Origin of the sequence: Ureibacillus sp. FSL K6-0786 (genome assembly GCF_037965165.1) — a bacterium.
Lineage (GTDB): Bacteria > Bacillota > Bacilli > Bacillales_A > Planococcaceae > Ureibacillus > Ureibacillus thermosphaericus.
In genome coordinates this window covers 132,263-152,347 of record NZ_CP150191.1, presented here as the reverse complement: position 1 = coordinate 152,347, position 20,085 = coordinate 132,263, and the positions used below count along the sequence as shown (strand labels likewise).

17 protein-coding genes and 1 riboswitch are annotated in these 20,085 nt (G+C 35.6%); of the genes, 12 read left to right on the top strand and 5 right to left on the bottom strand.

Annotated features, from left to right (window positions below; translation table 11 throughout):
* The first annotated feature begins 143 nt into the window (after positions 1-143).
* The 4 genes from NSQ18_RS00800 to NSQ18_RS00785 all read left to right on the top strand — a co-directional run bounded on the left by NSQ18_RS00800 (position 144) and on the right by NSQ18_RS00785 (position 5,294).
* Positions 144-1,619, top strand: coding sequence for a S41 family peptidase (locus tag NSQ18_RS00800; protein WP_016839357.1), 1,476 nt, complete (start codon positions 144-146; stop codon positions 1,617-1,619).
* A gap of 72 nt (positions 1,620-1,691) precedes the next feature.
* Positions 1,692-2,594 (top strand): CobW family GTP-binding protein, encoded by a 903-nt coding sequence (locus NSQ18_RS00795; RefSeq protein ID WP_016839358.1) that lies wholly within the window; start codon positions 1,692-1,694, stop codon positions 2,592-2,594.
* A gap of 226 nt (positions 2,595-2,820) precedes the next feature.
* The gene (locus NSQ18_RS00790; protein WP_339289557.1) at positions 2,821-3,795 is read left to right on the top strand and encodes a CAP domain-containing protein; all 975 of its coding nucleotides are present in this window, start codon (positions 2,821-2,823) and stop codon (positions 3,793-3,795) included.
* Between the two features lie 422 nt (positions 3,796-4,217).
* Positions 4,218-5,294: an undecaprenyldiphospho-muramoylpentapeptide beta-N-acetylglucosaminyltransferase gene (locus NSQ18_RS00785; protein WP_339288608.1), complete on the top strand. Its 1,077-nt coding sequence runs from the start codon at positions 4,218-4,220 to the stop codon at positions 5,292-5,294.
* Between the two features lie 75 nt (positions 5,295-5,369).
* Here the strand turns inward: NSQ18_RS00785 and NSQ18_RS00780 are convergent, their stop codons facing one another.
* Positions 5,370-5,513 (bottom strand): hypothetical protein, encoded by a 144-nt coding sequence (locus NSQ18_RS00780; protein WP_172597779.1) that lies wholly within the window; start codon positions 5,511-5,513, stop codon positions 5,370-5,372.
* A 469-nt stretch (positions 5,514-5,982) separates the two neighbouring features.
* A complete protein-coding gene (locus NSQ18_RS00775; RefSeq protein ID WP_016839204.1) occupies positions 5,983-6,531 on the bottom strand; it encodes a GNAT family N-acetyltransferase in 549 nt (182 codons plus the stop codon).
* Between the two features lie 667 nt (positions 6,532-7,198).
* Between NSQ18_RS00775 and NSQ18_RS00770 the strand changes: the two genes are divergently transcribed.
* The 7 genes from NSQ18_RS00770 to NSQ18_RS00740 all read left to right on the top strand — a co-directional run bounded on the left by NSQ18_RS00770 (position 7,199) and on the right by NSQ18_RS00740 (position 16,466).
* Positions 7,199-7,870 (top strand): response regulator transcription factor, encoded by a 672-nt coding sequence (locus NSQ18_RS00770; RefSeq protein ID WP_016839205.1) that lies wholly within the window; start codon positions 7,199-7,201, stop codon positions 7,868-7,870.
* Positions 7,867-9,258, top strand: a complete 1,392-nt coding sequence (locus NSQ18_RS00765; RefSeq protein WP_016839206.1) for a HAMP domain-containing histidine kinase — start codon at positions 7,867-7,869, stop codon at positions 9,256-9,258. The genes NSQ18_RS00770 and NSQ18_RS00765 overlap by 4 nt, the downstream gene beginning before the upstream one ends.
* A 198-nt stretch (positions 9,259-9,456) precedes the next feature.
* Positions 9,457-12,261 carry a 2-oxoglutarate dehydrogenase E1 component gene (locus tag NSQ18_RS00760; RefSeq protein ID WP_339288604.1) on the top strand — a complete coding sequence of 935 codons (2,805 nt, stop codon included), beginning with the start codon at positions 9,457-9,459 and terminating at the stop codon, positions 12,259-12,261.
* Positions 12,262-12,319: 58 nt separating this feature from the next.
* Complete coding sequence (gene odhB / locus NSQ18_RS00755) at positions 12,320-13,567, top strand: 2-oxoglutarate dehydrogenase complex dihydrolipoyllysine-residue succinyltransferase (protein ID WP_016839208.1); 1,248 nt, start codon at positions 12,320-12,322, stop codon at positions 13,565-13,567.
* A 134-nt stretch (positions 13,568-13,701) separates the two neighbouring features.
* A riboswitch (Lysine riboswitch) is annotated at positions 13,702-13,879 on the top strand.
* Between the two features lie 103 nt (positions 13,880-13,982).
* Entirely contained in the window at positions 13,983-14,846 is an 864-nt protein-coding gene (locus tag NSQ18_RS00750) for a transporter substrate-binding domain-containing protein (RefSeq protein ID WP_016839209.1), read from the top strand.
* A 131-nt stretch (positions 14,847-14,977) separates the two neighbouring features.
* Positions 14,978-15,724 carry an amino acid ABC transporter permease gene (locus NSQ18_RS00745; protein WP_016839210.1) on the top strand — a complete coding sequence of 249 codons (747 nt, stop codon included), beginning with the start codon at positions 14,978-14,980 and terminating at the stop codon, positions 15,722-15,724.
* 4 nt (positions 15,725-15,728) lie between these two features.
* A complete protein-coding gene (locus NSQ18_RS00740) occupies positions 15,729-16,466 on the top strand; it encodes an amino acid ABC transporter ATP-binding protein (RefSeq protein WP_016839211.1) in 738 nt (245 codons plus the stop codon).
* 264 nt (positions 16,467-16,730) lie between these two features.
* Here the strand turns inward: NSQ18_RS00740 and NSQ18_RS00735 are convergent, their stop codons facing one another.
* On the bottom strand, positions 16,731-17,489 hold the full coding sequence (locus NSQ18_RS00735) for an alpha/beta hydrolase (protein ID WP_016839212.1): 759 nt from the start codon (positions 17,487-17,489) through the stop codon (positions 16,731-16,733).
* 505 nt (positions 17,490-17,994) lie between these two features.
* Here NSQ18_RS00735 and NSQ18_RS00730 point away from each other — a divergent pair.
* Positions 17,995-18,192, top strand: coding sequence for a DUF6501 family protein (locus NSQ18_RS00730; protein WP_016839213.1), 198 nt, complete (start codon positions 17,995-17,997; stop codon positions 18,190-18,192).
* A gap of 37 nt (positions 18,193-18,229) precedes the next feature.
* Here NSQ18_RS00730 and NSQ18_RS00725 read toward each other — a convergent pair whose 3' ends face one another.
* Both NSQ18_RS00725 and NSQ18_RS00720 read right to left on the bottom strand, forming a co-directional pair.
* On the bottom strand, positions 18,230-19,282 hold the full coding sequence (locus NSQ18_RS00725) for a toxic anion resistance protein (RefSeq protein WP_016839214.1): 1,053 nt from the start codon (positions 19,280-19,282) through the stop codon (positions 18,230-18,232).
* Positions 19,279-19,938 carry a 5-bromo-4-chloroindolyl phosphate hydrolysis family protein gene (locus tag NSQ18_RS00720; RefSeq protein ID WP_016839217.1) on the bottom strand — a complete coding sequence of 220 codons (660 nt, stop codon included), beginning with the start codon at positions 19,936-19,938 and terminating at the stop codon, positions 19,279-19,281. The genes NSQ18_RS00725 and NSQ18_RS00720 overlap by 4 nt, the downstream gene beginning before the upstream one ends.
* Between the last annotated feature and the right edge of the window lie 147 nt (positions 19,939-20,085).

Genomic DNA, 20,085 nt, shown 5'->3' with positions numbered 1-20,085 from the left:
TATTGCTGTCACATATAAATTCAATGAAACTAAAAATATGTTGACTGTCATTAAATATTGACAGTCTTTTTCTTTTCGGAAAAGCTTGAAACTGTTAATATGGAAATATCGTAAAAGAAAGTGTATATGAGAGTGGTGAAACTATGGAAGAACAAAATCAACAAGAGAAAGAAATACAACAAGAACAAGTCAAACCAGCTACGAGATTTATTCGGTTAAAACCATTTACTTTTATTATGATGATGTTTTTAACAATTCTTTTCACATCAGTATTAACGATATTTGCATTAACTTTTGGAGATGAAAAAGTTGTAGAAGTAGCGGTTCCAGTTGAAAGAGAAGAATTTTCACAGCTATACGATGCCTATGATGAACTAAAAGAAAAATATTATACGGAAATAGATGATGAAAAAATTATTCACGGTGCCATTAATGGTATGTTTGACGCACTAGACGATCCATATTCTGATTACATGGAAAAAGAAGAAGCAGAACAATTTAATTCTGATCTTTCATCGAGTTTTCAAGGAATCGGTGCAGAAATTCAAGAACGAAATGGAAATATTGTTGTTGTTTCGCCCATAAAAAATTCACCAGCTGAAAAAGCAGGGCTATTACCTGAAGATATTATATTATCTGTAGATGGACAAAGTTTACAAGGAATGAGTGCTACTGAAGCAGTGCTCTTAATTCGCGGCCAAAAAGGAACTCCTGTCAACTTAACAATCAAGCGGGGAGAATCCGATGAATTAATTGAAATGACAATTATTCGCGATGAAATACCGATTGAAACGGTTTATGGTGAAATGGGAGAGGACAAAATAGCTCATATTCAAATTACTTCTTTCAGTGATAAGACTTATGAAGAATTACTGAAGATTCTTGAACAATTTGAAGCAGAAGGTATGAAGAGCATCATATTAGATGTAAGACAAAATCCTGGTGGATATTTAAACGCTGCGATTGAAATTTCAAACTTATTTATTGAAGAAGGTAAACCGATTGTCCAATTACAAGGGCGCAAAGGTGAGCCAGAAGTTGTGTTAAGTGAAGGCGGAAAAAAATATAAATTTCCAATTGTGGTGTTAATAGATAACGGAAGTGCTTCTGCTTCTGAGATACTAGCAGGAGCTTTAAAAGAATCAGCTAATGCTAAAATTGTTGGTTTGAATTCTTTTGGAAAAGGGACTGTTCAAACGGTGACTGAAATGCCAGATGGTTCAAATTTAAAATATACGACGGGCAAATGGTTAACGCCAAAAGGGAACTGGATTCATGAAAAAGGAATCAAACCAGATGTAGAAGTGCCTTATCCTGAATATATGAGTATTGCTTATGTCGATCCTAAAAATGAATTACAAAAAGGCGTTGTATCGAATTATGTAAAAGCGGCGGAACAAATGCTTGATGCCCTTGGATATAGCGTTGGAACTATCGACACTACTTTTGATGCTGCAACAGAAGCGGCAGTACTTCAGTTCCAAAAGGACAAAGGGCTAGAACGTACAGGTAAAATTTCAGGAGATACAACGTACGAATTAATGGATGCATTACGTGAAAAAATTGAAAAAGAAGATCCACACATTTTAAAAGCAAAAGAATTGCTACAAGTTCAATAATGGTTACAATGAAAAGAGCTGCATTCTTAACATTGAATGACAGCTCTTCTCTTATGAATGGAGGAATATCACGTGAAAGACGTATATTTATTTAGCGGATTTTTAGGAAGCGGTAAAACTTCCATGTTGGTGGACGTTTTACGCCAATTGAAAGAAGAAGGCTATAAACCAGCCGTTATTATGAATGAACTTGGGGAAATCCCTTTTGATTCTCAAGCAGTGGATGATGAAGTTCCGTTAAAGGAAATACTTGACAGTTGTATTTGTTGTACTGGTGGAGAGAAAACGGAAGCTCAAATTCAAACATTGCTTTACGAAGCAGATTTTGATGTGCTGATTATTGAGACAACGGGAGCTGCACATCCTGTAGAAGCGTTGGATGCCGTATATTCTCCGTTATTTGCTGAACTCTTAAATATTAAGGGGATTGTCACGGTAGCAGACAGTAAACGATGGTTAGAGCGTGAACAGCTCACTCCACAAGCAAGAAGCCTCTTTTTGGAACAAATTCGCCATGCTCATTTGATTCTTGCCAATAAGAGCGATTTATTAACAGAAGCGGAAAAAGCAAACGTTGTGTTTGAATTGCAAGGACTTAATCCCAATGCGTTTATATTGCAAACAACAAATGGACGAGTTCCTTTGAAATTACTGAAAAACCTGCAAGCTACAGCATTAAAAAAAGAAATAGAACCGGCTCAAATCGGCAGACATTTGCATTTAAGTTCTCGAGTGATTGGATTTCACAAAGGCTTTACTCAAGAAGAATTTGAAGAATGGGTAAGGGGACTTCCGCCGACAGTTTATCGTATAAAAGGTTATGTACCCATTGAAGGAATGCAATATCCGATGTTATTCCAATATGCATATGGTTTAGTTCAATGGATGCCAGAATATATGAATATGCCACCAAAAATTGTGATGATTGGCGAAGATGTACAATCTATATCAGTGATTGGTGAAAAGAAAGAATAGTTAAAGATGTAAAATTCGTAATAAAAATGACTTATTTCTATCATTCTTTCTATTTGTCAATAGATTTTTGTTAGAAATATATTTTATTGCTGTAAAATGCTGTATATTTATTTTTCTGAAAACTCTTTATATCTTTGATTCGAAAATTATTTGGTTTTTCTACCAACAAATGGACCATTTTTTTCAAATTTTCTCCTTTATGATAGAGGACAGAAAGGGGAGAACGATAATGAAAAAATGGTTCATTACTTTTTGCGCATTATTTTTATTTGCAACGGTTATACCTCAAGTAAGTGCAGCTGATTTAGGAGACGGAAAATCTGGACATGTATTCCGAAACGTTCAAGTAATTAAATTTGAAAATAAAAATGGCATCATTGTTAAAACAATTGAAGAATTAGCGTTCACAGAAGTGCCATTAAAAAATGTGCCAGAAACAATTCAACTGGCGAAAAATACAGCAGAAAAAATTATTTCACAGTTGCATAAAGCAACGAAACAACCTAATCAATCTGAAAAACAAGAAAAGCCGGTAGTAAATGAAACAAAACCAACAGTGCCTACACAAAATGAAGGTGTAAATCCTCCAAGTCAAAAGGAACAACATAATCCTTCAACTCCAGTAGAGGAAAATGTAGAAACACCTTCAAATAAAGGGTTAAATAACGAACAGTTAAAACAAATATTGGATCAATATCTAAAAGAATATCAATCAAACTTTAATGGTGAAAAAACTGTCACACCAGCGCCAACAACTCCTAGTCAACCGGTTCAAACACCAGAGGTAAAAGAAGAACCAACAATCTCTCAACCTACTAACCAAGTATCTGAATTTGAACGTCAAGTAGTGGAGTTAACGAATGCCGAACGGGCAAAAGCAGGTTTAAAACCGCTTACGATGTATGCGCCATTGATGGCAGTAGCCAAGGAAAAATCTCAAGATATGGCGAATTTAGGGTATTTCTCTCACACAAGCCCAACATACGGTAGCCCATTTGATCAAATGCGCGCGGCAGGCATTCAATATCGTGCTGCAGGTGAAAATATTGCTCAAGGTCAAAGAACTCCTGAACAGGTAGTTAATGCTTGGATGAATTCTCCAGGCCATAGAGCAAACATTTTAAATGCCAATTACACACATATTGGTGTAGGTTTCGTTGAAAATGGATACTACTGGACACAACAATTTATCCAAATGTAACGAAAACGAGTGAAAATCATCCATCTAATTGATGGATGATTTTTTGAGCTTTTTTCGTATGGAAAAGTTTTAAGAAATAAGTACAGGAGAATTTATCGCATGGGTGAAAGCTTCATTTATGTGGATTGGCTAATAAATGTGAGGGATTGGTCAATATATTGTCGGAATTGGCCAATATGTACCCAAGAATGACCAATATCACATAGAGTAACGCTTCATTTATTGGGATTAGCTAATAAACTACTGAAAGTGCCTAACTCTCCATAACAGAAGCATCATTTTATCCAAATGTGAAATTCCGTTGTTTCTATCGTGTTTTATGATAAAATCAGTGTTGGTGGCTTCATGTACTGCTTTAATGAAGCATAATGTAAACAAGAAGTTTGAACATAACGTAGTTTCATGAGAATAGGAGAATTTTTGTGAGCGAAAAAACAATCGTTTTAACTGGTGGGGGAACTGCTGGTCACGTCTCGTTAAATGAGGCAATCATTCCTTCTCTTCAAGCGGAGGGATACACAGTTCATTACATCGGTTCACATCATGGTATTGAAAAGGAATTAATTACTGATAGTTTTCCTGAAGTTCCTTACCATAGCATTTCAAGTGGTAAATTAAGAAGATATTTTTCATTAAAAAACTTCACAGATCCTTTTAAAGTTTTAGCGGGAATCGGTCAAGCGTTTTCGATTATAAAAAAAGTGAAACCTTCCATTGTTTTTTCTAAAGGTGGATTCGTTTCCGTACCAGTTGTGATTGCAGCAAAATTGTTGAATATTCCAGTAGTCATTCATGAATCGGATGTGACGCCAGGTCTTGCAAATAAATTAGCTCAACCTTTTGCTTCTCATATTTTTACGGTTTTTAAGGAAACATTAAAATATATACCTGCGAATAAAGCAACATGTACCGGTTCTGTTGTTCGGGAACAGTTGTTTAAAGGAAGCAAAATGAGGGGATTAAAACTTTGTCAATTTGAAATCAAAAAGCCGGTGTTGCTTGTTATGGGTGGTAGTTTAGGTTCCGTCGTGTTAAATGACGCAATCCGAAGCAATCTACCAGAGCTTTTAAAGGACTACAACGTCATTCACCTTTGTGGTAAAGGGAATGTTGATTCATCCTTATTAGAATTAAAAGGATATAAGCAGTTCGAATACGTGACATCGGAATTACCAGATTTAATTAACGCGGCAGATTTCGTTGTATCGCGTGCAGGTTCAAATTCCATCTTTGAATTTTTAGCACTGAAAAAACCAATGTTACTTATTCCGTTATCATCCGCAAAAAGCCGAGGCGATCAAATTTTAAATGCAAAATTATTTAAAAATCAAGGTTTTGCGGAAGTATTGGAAGAAGAAAATTTAACGAAGCAAACATTTTTGGAATCCCTTCAAACATTAATTCAAAATAAAGAATCCATTTTAGAAGCGATGGCGAAAGCGGAAAGACCGAAAACTCCGAAAGAAATGGTAAATTTAATTTTAAAATATGAAAAATAAAATCGAGTAGGAGGGAGCGATTAACTCCCGTCCTCTCACACCACCGTACGTACGGTTCCGTATACGGCGGTTCAATTAAGATGATTGACGCAAGTCTTTATAACTTCCGTGAATAGCTGTTCTCTTTATGCCAGTGGTCACTCCACCCTCCAAGAGGTCTCCCACGGGATTCACCGCTTCCTTCCTCAAGTGAGGTACTACGTTTTCTGTGTTCATCATGACTCACTGAATGCCAAGGGCTATTCTCTCTTAATTGTTCGGTCCTTCTTAGTAGTTCTAAACCAACTAATACTATGACCTCTGCTGACTTCTGACGGTTCAGCTACTTATCACTAAGTAGGTTATGAAGCGTACTTCACATATCCGCCAGACCTCCCCGGGTAAGAATGTAATCTTTCCTTCCATCTATCTGCTTCATTTACTCTGTACCACCTTTGGCAGAAAGGACTTTGTTTTGTTTAGCAAACTCATCCAATGATACCTAGCCTTATATGAAGTTCGTGTTCCTCAGACCGGAAGTTTGCCGCTCGCTTCCTTCAGATTCCGCGTCACCACGGACACCCTTGCGTTAAGCTAACTGTTACTTCTGCCTTCACAGTTCGGGACTTACACCCTATAGATTACACCCATGCCAGGCGCACTAAAAACACCAAATCTCCTTTTTGAGATTTGGTGTTGATTTCATTTATTAAATTACTTGTTCTTCCGTGTCTTCTTGCTCATGAGCCGTTACTAAATAAAATAAATCTTTTGGAATTTTATATAAATCATATTTTGCTTCGCCAGCATTAATTTCCTCATATAAAGTTGGATGTAATTCATTAGCGGAAATTACATATTGCAACTTTAAGGAGGCACGTTTCGATTTTTCATTTTCTTTCCGAATTCTTAAAAAAACGGTATGGAAATTATATTTGAAAAATATTTCGGATAAGAATTCTTTTTTTGCTATCTGATTGTATCCTTTTCCTTGGAATGGGGCGCCAATCCAAGTGCCTAAAAATCCAGCGCCATCTTCAATATCATACAAACTTATTGTTCCAATGGGTTGACCCCATTCATCAAGAATCGTTCTTGATATCGTTTTGCCTAAAGCCTCTTCTTCAATAATTTGTTTAGTCATAAATAGATATTCCTCTGGGCTCGTCGCTTTATGACGAACATACGGGAAAACCGACGGGTGTATGAGTAATTGATACAATTCATTAGTTTCTAATAAATCTCGATGTTTCAGCATGTAAACGCCTCCTTTTTAGGATAGTTGCAAAAAATTTCCAATAACACGAAGAGCAACGACACCAAAAACCTAAAAGTTTAGACGTTATAAACTATAGACATGCATCCATAGTTTTCCCGTTCTAATATTCTAAAAAAATTTTGACCAGTATATCTTATAATAAATATAATCGTTCTTACAAGATTTTGTTTGAAAAAAACCAGTATTTTCTGTGTAAAGTTTGTGAACGTAATAAGAAATATTTTATAAAAAAACCATCGATGTTTCAATAAATGAAATTGTTAATGGTTAAAATAGATTCATTTAGCATAACATCTCTCAAAATTGAAAACTATAGATGTTTTATTTATATAATACCTAGATTGAATAACTCTAAAACTAGGTAAATTTATCGAAATTTGTATCGATATAGGGCATAAACGTAAAATATGCAGATTAGGGAAAAAAGTTACAAGGATGAAATAACTTTTTCAATCGTAGGGCGATTACAGATTATGAGGAAAATTCGATCCAATTCATTAAAAAAGAGCCACAATTTAAGGTAAACTTAAATTGTGGCTTTCAAAGTTTAAGGATATATTCTTTGTGAAAAAAGTGTTAGGGGTGTCTTGTATTTGGTAATATAACCATTTTTTATAAATTTATACCTTTATGAAAGGTGATTAAAATGAAAAAAATATTGTTAGTGGAAGATGAAAAAAGTATAGCCCGATTTATTGAATTGGAACTTATTCATGAACATTTTGATGTGACAACATGCAGTGATGGCAGAGAAGGCTTACAAAAAGCGCTAAATGAACCTTTCGACTGCATATTGCTTGATGTGATGTTACCTAGTCTCAATGGTGTTGAAGTTTGTCGGCGAATTCGTGCAAATTCCGATGTGCCGATTATTTTATTAACGGCTCGTGATGCGGTTACGGACAGAGTATCAGGATTGGATGCCGGTGCGGATGATTACATTGTTAAGCCTTTTGCGATTGAAGAATTATTAGCTCGAATTCGCTCTGTTTTAAGAAGAGCCAATTGGGGTGAACAACAACGAAAAGTCATTAAAGTAAGAGACCTTGAAATTGATACCGCATCCTATAAAGTAATGTTTGAAGGGAAAAAATTAGATTTAACCAAAACTGAGTATGATTTATTGAAATTGTTGTGTGAAAACAAAAACCGAGTATGTACTCGAGAGTTAATATTAGATAAAGTATGGGGACATAATATGGAAGTGGAAACAAACGTAGTAGATGTTTATATTCGCCATCTACGCTCAAAATTACAGACAGAAAAAGAACCGTATATTGAAACAATTCGTGGCGTTGGGTATGTGGTGAGAGAATGAAAAAAATTAAACAATCAATGTTCCAACTAACATTAAAACAAAAATGGACGTTATCTACTTCACTAGTCATATTTTTTAGTTATGCGACGATTTGTATCATCATCTATTTTGCACTCTATACTTGGCTCATCCATCAAGAGGAATTAAATGCAGTCCGAACTGTTGATGATTTAACGGATTTTTTTCATACCCAAGGCCAATCGATTTCAATCAATGAATTGAAAGACAATACAGGGTTATTGAAGTCAATTGTTCATCAAAATCAAACGGTTCGTCTATATAATATGGATGGTTATGAAGTTTTGAGGATTAATGATTACTCGCCTAGTGCAAACATCAATTATCCGATTGATGAAATACAGAAAACTGTCGTTGAGAAACTATCGCTAGATCATAAAGAAGTCATTGTTGTGAATCGTTTAGTTCAAATCGGATTTTTTCAAGGAATTATTCAATTAATACACCCGCTTGACACGTTTCACTCCATGATGCGTTATGTGTTGACGGTTTTGATAATAGCAGGAATCGGTGCATTGTTCATTGCAGTAACTATGAGTCATTATTTGGTTCATATAATAATGAAGCCATTAAAAGATTTGCGGAATTCCATGACTCGAGTAAAAGAAAAAGGTTTTCAAGAAAATATTCATTTTACTTATCATCATGATGATGAGATTGGTGATTTACTAAAAATTTATCGCTCCATGATGAATGAATTGGAAGTAACTTTTATGCGGCAACAACAATTTGTTTCAGATGCATCTCATGAACTTCGCACACCCATTCAAGCGATTGAAGGACACCTGTCTTTAATTAAGCGATGGGGTAAGGATGATCCACAAGTGTTGGAAGAATCGCTGGATTTGGCAATAGATGAAGTTCAACGCATGAAGAAAATGATTGAGGAATTATTAAGTTTGGCTCGAAATGAAGGAAAAGAAGAAGCTTCCTGTGATATAGAAAAAGTTTTAAATACCGTAATTGAAGAACTTGAAGTTGTTTATTCAAATGCTAAAATGAATGTGGTGTTCGATGGCGAAAAAAGGATGGCACAAATATCAGAGAATGCGTTTGCACAAATTGTAAGAAACATTATCGAAAATGGAATTCGATATAACGAAAATATACCCATTATCCAAATACATGTTCATTATTTTACAGAAAATATTTTTATGACGATACAAGATAATGGTATCGGCATTTCAAGAGAACATTTACCTTTTATATTTGATCGATTTTATCGCGTGGATCGTTCGCGGAGTAATGGAGGTGGAACTGGACTAGGTTTAAGCATCTCAAAAATGTTGGCAAACAAGTATCAAGTTGAAATGGATGTATCGAGTTCAGTAGGAAAGGGCACAACTTTTACATTACGTTTACCTACTTAAAACATTTTTTTAATTCCATTCAAAAAATTTCATCTAAATTTGTGAAAAATAGTTGTATTTTTTATGAAGAGTAGTAAGATTGAAATGGAAAAAAGGTTCTTCTCAAATTGTTATATAAATTTATATTAATAGAAGAATGATTTTTATACTTTCTATTTAAAATGTAATTGCTATTAGCAAAATTTGGAGGTTTTTCTCATGTCGAACAATGTAATTACAACTGGATCTCCTTGGTCAGTATTTTCTGGACCGAACTTAGGGTATGTAATGGAACAATATGAACTGTTCTTACAAAACCCTGACGAAGTTGATTCGGAATTGGCTTCATTATTCCAACAATTTGGTGCTCCAGTACTAGAAGAAACTTCAAGTGGTGCGCAAGTGGCTCAAACAGGAGATTTTAACAAAGTATTGGCAGCTGTAAAATTAGCAGATGCAATACGAGCTTTTGGGCATTATGGAGCGGACGTATACCCACTGAAAGACCGTCCATTAGATTTTTCAAAAATTGAGCCTCAAGCATACGGATTAACGGATGCAGATTTAGCTGAATTACCTGCTTCACTATTCTTAAATAATGTCCCTGCAAACGTTTCCAACGGTAAACAAGCGATTGATTATTTACGTTCACTTTACACTGAAAAAATCGGATTCGAATATGCACATGTAGAAGATCAATCCGAAAGAAATTGGATTCAATCAAAAATTGAATCAGGATTCTTCAAACAAAAACTATCTGCAGATGAGAAAAAAGCCGTATTAGAAAAACTTACTCGCGTTGAAAACTTTGAAAAATTCATTCATAAAACATTCGTTGGTCAAAAAAGATTCTCTATTGAAGGTTTAGATACATTAGTAGTTTTAATTGATGAAATCGTAAAATCCGCAGAAAAAGATCAAATGAAATTTTTACAAATCGGTATGGCACACCGCGGACGTTTAAATGTATTAACACACATCGTAAACAAGCCATACGCTATGATGTTTGCAGATTTCGCACACGTTCCAAACGATTACTTCTTCCCTGAAGATGGTTCAATTGAAATTACAAAAGGTTGGACTGGTGATGTGAAATATCACATGGGTGCAACTTATCACAAACCATCTGGATTAACGGTAAAACTTGCATATAACCCTTCACACTTAGAAGTAGTTAGCCCTGTTGTAACTGGTTCAACGAGAGCAGCACAAGAAGATACATCTAATCCTGGAGAACCAGTGCAAGATACATCAAAAGCACTAGCGGTTCTTGTTCATGGAGATGCAGCATTTAGCGGTGAAGGAATCGTACAAGAAACATTTAACTATGCTGGAACAAAAGGATTCTCTACTGGCGGATCCATCCACATCATCTCCAATAACATGATTGGATTTACAACAGAATATTACGATTCTCGCTCAACACACTATTCATCAGACGTAGCAAAAGGGTACGGTATTCCTATAGTGCACGTGAATGCAGATGATCCTGAAGCAGTAATTCAAGTAGCAAAATTTGCTTTTGAATATCGTCAAATGTTCGGTAAAGATATTTTAATTGACTTAATTGGTTACCGCAGATTTGGACACAATGAAACTGATGATCCGACTGTAACAAATCCAAAAACATACTTAATTGTTGATAAACATCCTACAGTTCGTGAACTTTATGGTGAACGAGTTGTAAATGAAGGTATTGTAACAAAAGAATTCGTAGAACAGCTAAACCAAGAAATTTATGGCGAAATGCAAAAAAGTTACGATCATGTTAAAGCAGTAGGCGAAGAAAAGGGTCATCATCTCGAAGTGGAAATTCTTGAAGAGGTGAAACAACCTTATCCACAATTAGAAACAGGTGTTTCTGCTGAGGAATTAAAACAAATTAACGAAGAACTGTTAGCATGGCCTGAAAACTTTGAGCCTCAAAACAAATTGGCAAGAATTCTAAAAAGACGTGTTGAAGCGCTAGAAACAGGTAAAATTGACTGGGGTCATGCAGAAACATTAGCGTTTGCATCAATTTTACGTGAAGGAAACCCAATTCGTCTGACTGGGCAAGATGCTCAACGTGGTACTTTCTCGCAACGTCATTTAGTACTACATGATAAAAATAACGGTTCTGAATGGACGCCATTACACAATATTTCAGGAGCTAAAGCTTCCTTTAGTGTATTCAATTCTCCATTAACAGAAGCGGCAATCGTGGGTTATGAATATGGTTATAACCTGGAAAATGAGAAAGCATTAACAATTTGGGAAGCACAATTCGGGGACTTCGCAAATATGGCTCAAGTAATGTTTGATAACTTCATTACAGCTGCTCGTTCTAAATGGGGTCTTAAATCTGGATTAGTTCTTTTATTACCAAATGGTATGGAAGGACAGGGTCCAGAACACTCTGCAGCACGCATTGAACGTTACTTGCAATTATGTGCTGAAAATAACTGGATTGTTGCAAACTGTTCAAATGCCGGAAACTACTTCCACTTATTACGTCGACAAGCGAAAATGCTTGGAACTGAAGGAGTGCGTCCATTAGTAGTTGCAACACCAAAATCATTATTGCGTCATCCATTAGCTGCAGCTACATTAGAGCAATTATCTGAAGGAAAATTCGAGGAAGTCATTGAACAACCAGGACTCGGACAAAATCCTAAAAAAGTGGAACGCATTATTTTAGCTTCTGGTAAAGTGACAATTGACTTAGCAGAAGCAATTAAAGACGGTGAAGGATTCGAAAAACTTCACATCCTTCGCATTGAACAATTATATCCATTCCCGATGGAAAAACTTTCTGAAATCATTGCGAGATACCCTAACGCGAAAGAAATTGTTTGGGTACAAGAGGAACCTAGAAACCAAGGTCCTTGGAAATTTGCCTTAGAATACTTATTTGAATTAGCTGAAGGCAAAAAAGTACGTTATGTTGGACGTCCAGAAATGTCTTCTACTTCAGAAGGTGACATGGACTCACATAAAGTTGCTCAAGCTAAAGTAATTAACGACGCTTTAGCAGATTTGTAATCTTGCATAATTTACGTTAAGATTTAACAGTGTTGAGAATTAAAGGAGGATATAAAAAGTGGCTGAAATTAAAGTCCCTGAATTAGCAGAATCGATTACGGAAGGTACAATTGCACAATGGGTGAAAAAAGTTGGAGATCGCGTTGAGAAAGGCGAATTCATTGTTGAATTAGAAACAGATAAAGTAAATGCAGAAATTATTTCTGAAGAAGCAGGAGTATTAACTCAAATTTTAGCTGAAGAAGGCGATACAGTATTAGTTGGCCAAACAATTGCGATCGTTGAGCCTGTTGAAGGTGGAGCTGAACCTACTCCAGCACCTCAAGCAGAACCTGCAAAAGAAGCGGTTAAAGAGGAACAACCACAAGCTCCTCAAGCACAACCAGCACAAGCTGCACCGGTTGTTGAGGAAACATCTAATGAGCGCGTAGTAGCTTCACCAGCTGCACGTAAACTTGCTCGTGAAAAAGGCATTGATTTAGCAGCAATTTCACCAGTAGACCCACAAGGCCGAGTTCGTGTACAAGATGTTGCTGCTCATGCTGCTAAACCAGCACAACCAGTGCAAGCAGCACAACCTGTAGCACCTGCTGTAACTGTAGATGAATCTCGCGTTACAGTTGAAAGAATGAGCCGTCGACGTCAAACAATTGCAAAACGTCTTCTTGAAGTTAAACAAAATACGGCAATGTTAACAACATTCAACGAAATTGACATGACAAATGTAATGGAATTACGTAAACGTAAGCAAGAGCAATTTGTGAATGAGAATGGTATTAAACTTGGATTCATGTCATTCTTCACAAAAGCAGTAGTTGCTGCATTGAAAAAATACCCTTATGTAAATGCACAAATTGTTGGTGATGAAATTCATAAATTTAACATTTATGATATCGGTATTGCGGTATCTACAGAAGAAGGTTTAGTAGTTCCAGTTGTACGTGATGCAGATCGCAAAAACTTCGCTGAAATTGAAAGAGAAATTGCAGAACTTGCTCAAAAAGCACGTGAAAAGAAATTAGCAATTTCTGATTTACAAGGCGGAACATTTACAATTACAAATGGCGGTATCTTTGGTTCATTAGCTTCAACACCGATTATCAATGGTACGCAAGCAGGTATCCTTGGTATGCACTCAATTGTAAACCGTCCAGTAGCTGTAAACGGCCAAGTTGAAATTCGTCCAATGATGTATGTGGCACTTTCATACGATCATCGAATCATTGATGGTAAAGATTCAGTTGGATTCTTAAAAACAGTTAAAGAATTAATCGAAAATCCTGAAGATTTACTTCTAAATTCATAAGAAAATGTATAATATACTCCCCAACTATTTTTGGGGAGTATATTTGGTACTATTAAACTTTTCCTATTTGTTATTGACAAGTAAACACCATTTAGGTTATGCTTCTCTTAACAATTGAATATTCTAGCCTCACTTGGTAGGGTAGAGGCGCGGTATTTATTAGTTTCTCATGGAGCTTGAGCGAGTGAAGAAGTGGGAAAGAAGGAAATATCGCCGAAGTGTAGTTATTTGCTCAGATAACTATGCTGGGGTTACAGTGAATAACTGTAACACTGTCTTACATGTTTATATGTAAGGTGTGCTATTCCAAAGTGGAACTAGAGGTATTAGTCTAACAAATTGATGCGACCTTAAGTTCTTCTTAGGTCGCTTTTTATTTGTGAAGCTAAGCTAAACAGAGACAGGGGGAATTAAGATGAAAAAGAAATTATTGCTACTTTTCATAACCATGATGACGGTTCTCGTTCTTGCAGCATGTGGTTCAGGAAACAAAGAATCAACAGGTGGAGAATCACAAAAAGATTCAGAATCTTCATCCGAGTCAAAAAGTGTATTAAGAGTAGGTATGGAAGCTGCTTATGCACCATTTAACTGGTCTCAAAAAGATGACTCAAATGGAGCAGTTCCTATTGCAGATTCTAAAGAGTTTGCAAACGGTTACGATGTTCAAATCGCAAAACGTATTGCTGAAGGATTAGGGATGGAGCTTCAAATTGTAAAAACTGACTGGGATGGTTTAATTCCATCATTACAATCTGGTGCAATTGATGCAGTTATTGCGGGTATGTCACCTACTCCTGAACGCATGGAAGTAATCGATTTTACAGACAACTATTATACGAGTGATTTCGTAATTGTTGTGAAAAAAGATGGTCCATATGCAAATGCAAAATCGATTCATGATTTTGAAGGGGCTAAAGTAACAGCACAACAAGGTACTACTCACTACAAAGTAATCGATCAAATGACTGGCGTTAATAAACAAGTACCAGCTACAGATTTTGGCCAAATGCGAATCCAATTATCTTCTGGTGCAATTGATGCTTATATTTCAGAACGTCCAGAAGGGATGTCTGCTGAGGCAGCAATTGAAGGATTTACTTACATTGTTCCAGAAGACGGATTTGAGGCTGATGAATCTGATACAGCAATCGCTGTTGGCTTGAAAAAAGGTTCGGACTTAAAAGATAAAATTAACGAAATTTTAGCTGGTATTACGGAAGATGAACGTCATCAAATCATGGAAGAAGCTATTAAAAATCAACCATCACAACAATAGTGTGGTGAAAGGTTGTCTTGAGATTCTCTATAAGACAACCTTTTTCCATTTTCCTTCCCTGTAAAGTTATTTACTGTGCTTAACTTTAATTCTTCTAAGTGCGAACAAAAAAACAATAAGGGGATTTCTTTATGTCTTTCTTAGAAACAGTTTGGAATATTTTTCAGAATAACTGGGATTTGTTTTTGCGAGGAGCATGGATTGCATTAATTCTTGCGATATTAGGTACGATTTTTGGTGCGATTATCGGATTTTTCATCGGGGTTATGCACACGATTCCATTGCAAAAAAAATCCTTTAAAACATATGCATTAAAAACTATTAATTTTATACTAACTTGCTATGTTGAACTATTCCGTGGCACTCCAATGATGGTACAAGCGATGGTTGTGTTCTACGGACTCTATGCCATTGATATTCAATTAAATCGCTTTGTTGCTGGTTTAATTGTTATCAGCTTAAATACAGGTGCTTATATGGCAGAGTATGTGCGAGGTGGAATTGTTTCAATCGATAAAGGACAATACGAGGCCAGTGAAGCGATTGGTATGAATCATTTTCAAACAATGTTCTATATTATCCTTCCTCAAGTAGCTCGAAATATTTTACCAGCGACTGGTAACCAGCTCGTTATGAATATAAAGGACTCTTCTGTACTAAGTGTCATTAGTGTAGTTGAATTATTCTTTACAACGAACTCTGTTGCGGGTAGTACATATCGTTATGCAGAAGCATTCTTAATTGCCTGCGTATTGTACTTCATTATGACATTCACTGTAACTCGTATTCTTCTTTGGTTTGAGAAGAAAATGGATGGACCTGATTCGTACCGAGTGGAGCTTGTGACAGGAAACAAGCCGATAAAGGATGGTGAGTAATGCTATGACAGTGGTCATTGATATCAAACATTTAAATAAAACATTCGGCAATCATGAAGTATTGAAAGATGTCAATTTCCAAGTAAGAAAAGGGGAAGTTGTAACGTTAATTGGAGCTTCAGGATCAGGAAAATCCACATTATTGCGTTGCATTAACTTGCTGGAAACTCCTACAGGCGGTGAGATTATTTTTAATGGAGAAAATATTTTAACGGAAGGTTACAATAAAGAAAAATATCGTACGCACTTAGGTATGGTATTCCAGCAGTTTAACTTATTTAATAACTTGGATGTATTAGGGAATTGTATAGTCGGACAAGTAAAAGTATTGAAACGTTCAAAAGAGGAAGCCATAAACAATGCGATGAAATATTTAACGATTGTTGGAATGGATCGCTATAAGAATGCGCGACCTCGACAACTTTCAGGTGGACAAAAACAGAGGGTTGCAATTGCAAGAGCTTTAGCAATGGATCCAGACGTGATGCTATTTGATGAACCGACTTCTGCCCTTGACCCAGAAATGGTAGGGGAAGTACTAAAGGTTATGCGAGACCTTGCGAAGGCCGGAAATACGATGTTAATTGTTACCCATGAAATGGAATTTGCAAAAGAAGTTTCAGATCGAGTCGTATTTATGGATAAAGGGGTCATTGTTGAAGAAGGGCCTCCTGAACAAGTACTAGTCAACCCAATACACGAAAGAACAAAAGAGTTCTTAAGACGAACATTAAATAAATAAGATGGAACGGGGCTGTCCAGAAAGTCAATCACTTTCTGAACAGCCTTATTTCTTAATAGTTATATTCTCTTGAAAACTTTTCTCCTGCGGTGGTCACATCAAACGCGCCTCCTCGTCGCAATTTATCTGCGTCGAAAGCACTAGCGACAGCCGCAATTTATCTGCGGCGAAAGCATGTGCGACAGCCGCAATTTATCTGCGGCGAAAGCATGTGCGACAGCCGCAAAGGGGGTGTCTCAAAATGACTTGTTAGACGCCCCCTTTTTAACTTACTTTATTTTGAAATTGTTTGATATGTTGAGCAATGGCTAAATTGAATAGTTCTGGTCGCTCGATATTCGACAAATGTCCTGTATTTTCAAAAATAATTAAATTGGAAGACTTAATCATGTAATGCATCAGATAGGCATTTTGAATAGGTACAACTTTATCTTCTAGTGAACCAATAATCAGTGTTGGCACATTAATGGTCAACAAATCATAAAAATAGTTTCTTCCAAAAGCTGATTGAACTGATTTTAAATACGTATCTTCTCGAATGTGAAAAGCATTCTTTGCTAATTCATAAACCTTTTGTTCTTCAGGATTGTATAAACATTTTTTGATGAGCCGTTCATTCAGTTGTTCGAGTGACGATTTTTTTAAAAATCGTTTTGTTTTTTCAAGAGTAATATTCCCAAGCAAAGTAGGAATATAGTAAGTTGTATTACATAAAATGAGTGATTTTACACGCTTTTTAAAACGCTTACATATTTCTAGTGCAACGATTCCACCGAGTGATAAACCAACAAAATGTGCTTTTTCGATATTTAAATAATCTAATACTTCAATTATGTCTTTTGCAAAAAATTCGACATTGATATTTTCCTTTTCTGGAGAGTCACCATGTCCTCTTAATTCGATGATAATTAATCGATATTGTGTAGTCAGTTCCAATTGGGGAGCCCAAGCTTGTATGCGGTTTCCTAATCCATGAATAAAGACTATTTCTTCACCTGTCCCAACATCTAAGTAGTTTAACATCACGATCACCTATTTCATCAGCGTATGTTGAGAAATCACAGGGATGGTTCACTTGATAGTCTTTGCAAATAACAACAAATTTATCAACCAGAATGGAAAATAACGTTTTCATTATTATATGTAAATTGCACAGAAATGTACCGTGACAACTGTACTTATGTTTGGAAAAGTTTCAATAAGGCTTACTGGTGATGGTTGGCGAATATTTTTTAAAAGGAAAGGGAAGAAAAGTTGCTAGTGCTCAAGAAATGGATTTATCTAAAATTCTACTACAACAGATTTAAACCATATTTTTATTAATAAAGAATCATAAATAAGCATACGATAAATTAAGTAAATCGAAATTACCTAATGGACGACAAAATCCATCAGTATTTGTTAAAATGAAATGTGTTAACTGGACAAGAAGTTCATGAGAGATGGTTTTGAAAACTTTCATGTATGTACTTGGCAATTAGATGATATAATTGTAAACGATAGTTTAATGAAGAGAGAGGGTATGATAATGCTACACTTAAAATGGAAGGACGCACCTACTATTCGTACAGTAAAATGTGTGAATACAAATGCGAAAAAATATTTAGTATCTAACGTGTTAACTGTTGGGAAAGAATATGAAGTGAAAAATGAAACAGAAGAATTTATTTTTATAGTTGATAATACTGGAAAAGTAGGCGGGTATTATAAAGAGTACTTCGAATAAATAATAAGCACGAGTGTTTTGTATCACTCGTGCTATTTTACTTGCCATCTATTTCATGGATGGTTTGTTCAATCAATTGTTGTTTTTCGTTCCGGTCGGCTTGAATTTGCAATGTTTCTTCGATTGATTCGATAAGCTGTATTTGCGTTTCTTTCAAATGATCCAGTTCTACATGACTTTCGGTAATGCTCGTCATTTCAGCGCTTTTCATCGCTAACTTCTCTGAAGTATTCATTAAATGATGACTTGTCGCATTTGCACGATGTTGGCGATTGAGGTTGACGAGCATGGAAATTTGAGATTGCCATAAAGGGATTGTTGATAATATAGATGACTGAATTTTTTCAATGAGCATTTCATTGGTTGATTGAATCATGCGAATTTGGGGAGCTGTTTGAATAGCTATTTCCCGCGATATTTGTAAATCATACATTCTTCGATCTAGCCATTCCGCCGCATTTTTCATATCGAGTAACTTTTGCCTCATCATGGGGTTGTCCATATCGTTATAATCCTTTTCCACCATTTGCAACTGCTTTTGAAGGTCAAGTCTTTTCATTTCCAAAGCAGCAATGTACAAATTGATTTCTTGAAAATATTCTTCATTTTTTTCATATAACTTATTTAACATATTGTTATCCGTCAATAAATTCTCTTGAGCTCGTTTTAAATGAATCGTTAGACGGTCGATTTGCTTACTTAAGCGATTGTATTGGGAAACGATTTGTTGAATGGAAGTTTTTCGTTTAAATAGTTTTCTTAAAAATCCTTTATCTTGAATGTTGAATTGATCGAGATTCATTGAATCCAACTGTTCAATTAAGGTCGATAAAATCTCTCGAATTGGTGAAGTATCGTTTCTTTGTACTTGAACTAATAATTGATGGGTAAAATGTTTTAGGGATTTTTGAACTTCTTCACCAAAACGAACAATGGCTTCATAGCAAGTACTATCTAGCTCGCTTGCTAAATATAATGCTTTTGACTGCTCTTCTTCAGTAAGGGTAGGGAATACTTTACTCTCCACAATAGAAAAAGAGCTCTCGTTTGGGAACAGTTCAAAACCTTCTGAGCTCTTTTTCTCCATCATTGATTTTCCCTCCCAAATTCTATTTGCTTTTGTTTTTTTTCATGCTCGAGTTTGACATAATCCAACTCCAATTTTAAATTTTCTAAATCAGATGCAAGAGCAGCTTTTAAGTCATCTTCCATCGAACTTTGTAATTTTTTCATCGCTTTTCGAGCCTCTTCAAGAGCGATATGCACATCAGCATCTTTAATTTGCTGTTGTACTAACGTTGCGTAATTTTTGCTCAATTGCACAGCTGAAGGCAGGTGAGAATAGAAGAAATCTTCAACTGTGTAAAATTTTTGCGGATTTGTTTGAACGATATTGACTATTCTTCTAGACAACTTTGTCATTTCATTTAGTAATTTAAAAGAACGAATGGAACGCACTCGAATATATTGCTGTGTTAATAAATTTATGTGGCTTTTTGCTTGTTTTAATTGGGATTCAATATGATTATATTCTGAACGGGTAAAGCCGAGTGCTTTCGTCTTTTTATATTTTTGAACAGATTTAATGATATAATTACTAACTATATAAGTTAGAATGGATGCAATTGGTATGATTAATCCATTCAGAAAACTGATATTTAATTGAACAACTAATATGATAAAAACTGTAAAACTAAAGAAAAAATTGAGTAAATGTCGTATGATGAAGTTGCTTACCCCCAGCATATGCGTACCTCCTCGTTTTCTTAGTATAAATACGTTCGGTGGGGAATAAAAGTTTCAAAAACTTATTTGAATTTATCATTTCTCTATTTAAATGATACTACTTTTTTCACATATTTTTAAAGAGAAGGAATGGGGGAAATACAAAAA

Excerpts from the sequence above, each read along its gene's own strand:
- NSQ18_RS00800 (WP_016839357.1), top strand. The coding sequence starts at position 144 with ATGGAAGAACAAAATCAACAAGAGAAAGAAATACAACAAGAACAAGTC.
- NSQ18_RS00780 (WP_172597779.1), bottom strand. The coding sequence starts at position 5,513 with ATGATGAACACAGAAAACGTAGTACCTCACTTGAGGAAGGAAGCGGTG.
- NSQ18_RS00775 (WP_016839204.1), bottom strand. The coding sequence starts at position 6,531 with ATGCTGAAACATCGAGATTTATTAGAAACTAATGAATTGTATCAATTA.
- NSQ18_RS00770 (WP_016839205.1), top strand. The coding sequence starts at position 7,199 with ATGAAAAAAATATTGTTAGTGGAAGATGAAAAAAGTATAGCCCGATTT.
- NSQ18_RS00765 (WP_016839206.1), top strand. The coding sequence starts at position 7,867 with ATGAAAAAAATTAAACAATCAATGTTCCAACTAACATTAAAACAAAAA.
- NSQ18_RS00760 (WP_339288604.1), top strand. The coding sequence starts at position 9,457 with ATGTCGAACAATGTAATTACAACTGGATCTCCTTGGTCAGTATTTTCT.
- NSQ18_RS00750 (WP_016839209.1), top strand. The coding sequence starts at position 13,983 with ATGAAAAAGAAATTATTGCTACTTTTCATAACCATGATGACGGTTCTC.
- NSQ18_RS00745 (WP_016839210.1), top strand. The coding sequence starts at position 14,978 with ATGTCTTTCTTAGAAACAGTTTGGAATATTTTTCAGAATAACTGGGAT.
- NSQ18_RS00740 (WP_016839211.1), top strand. The coding sequence starts at position 15,729 with ATGACAGTGGTCATTGATATCAAACATTTAAATAAAACATTCGGCAAT.
- NSQ18_RS00735 (WP_016839212.1), bottom strand. The coding sequence starts at position 17,489 with ATGTTAAACTACTTAGATGTTGGGACAGGTGAAGAAATAGTCTTTATT.
- NSQ18_RS00730 (WP_016839213.1), top strand. The coding sequence starts at position 17,995 with ATGCTACACTTAAAATGGAAGGACGCACCTACTATTCGTACAGTAAAA.
- NSQ18_RS00725 (WP_016839214.1), bottom strand. The coding sequence starts at position 19,282 with ATGATGGAGAAAAAGAGCTCAGAAGGTTTTGAACTGTTCCCAAACGAG.
- NSQ18_RS00720 (WP_016839217.1), bottom strand. The coding sequence starts at position 19,938 with ATGCTGGGGGTAAGCAACTTCATCATACGACATTTACTCAATTTTTTC.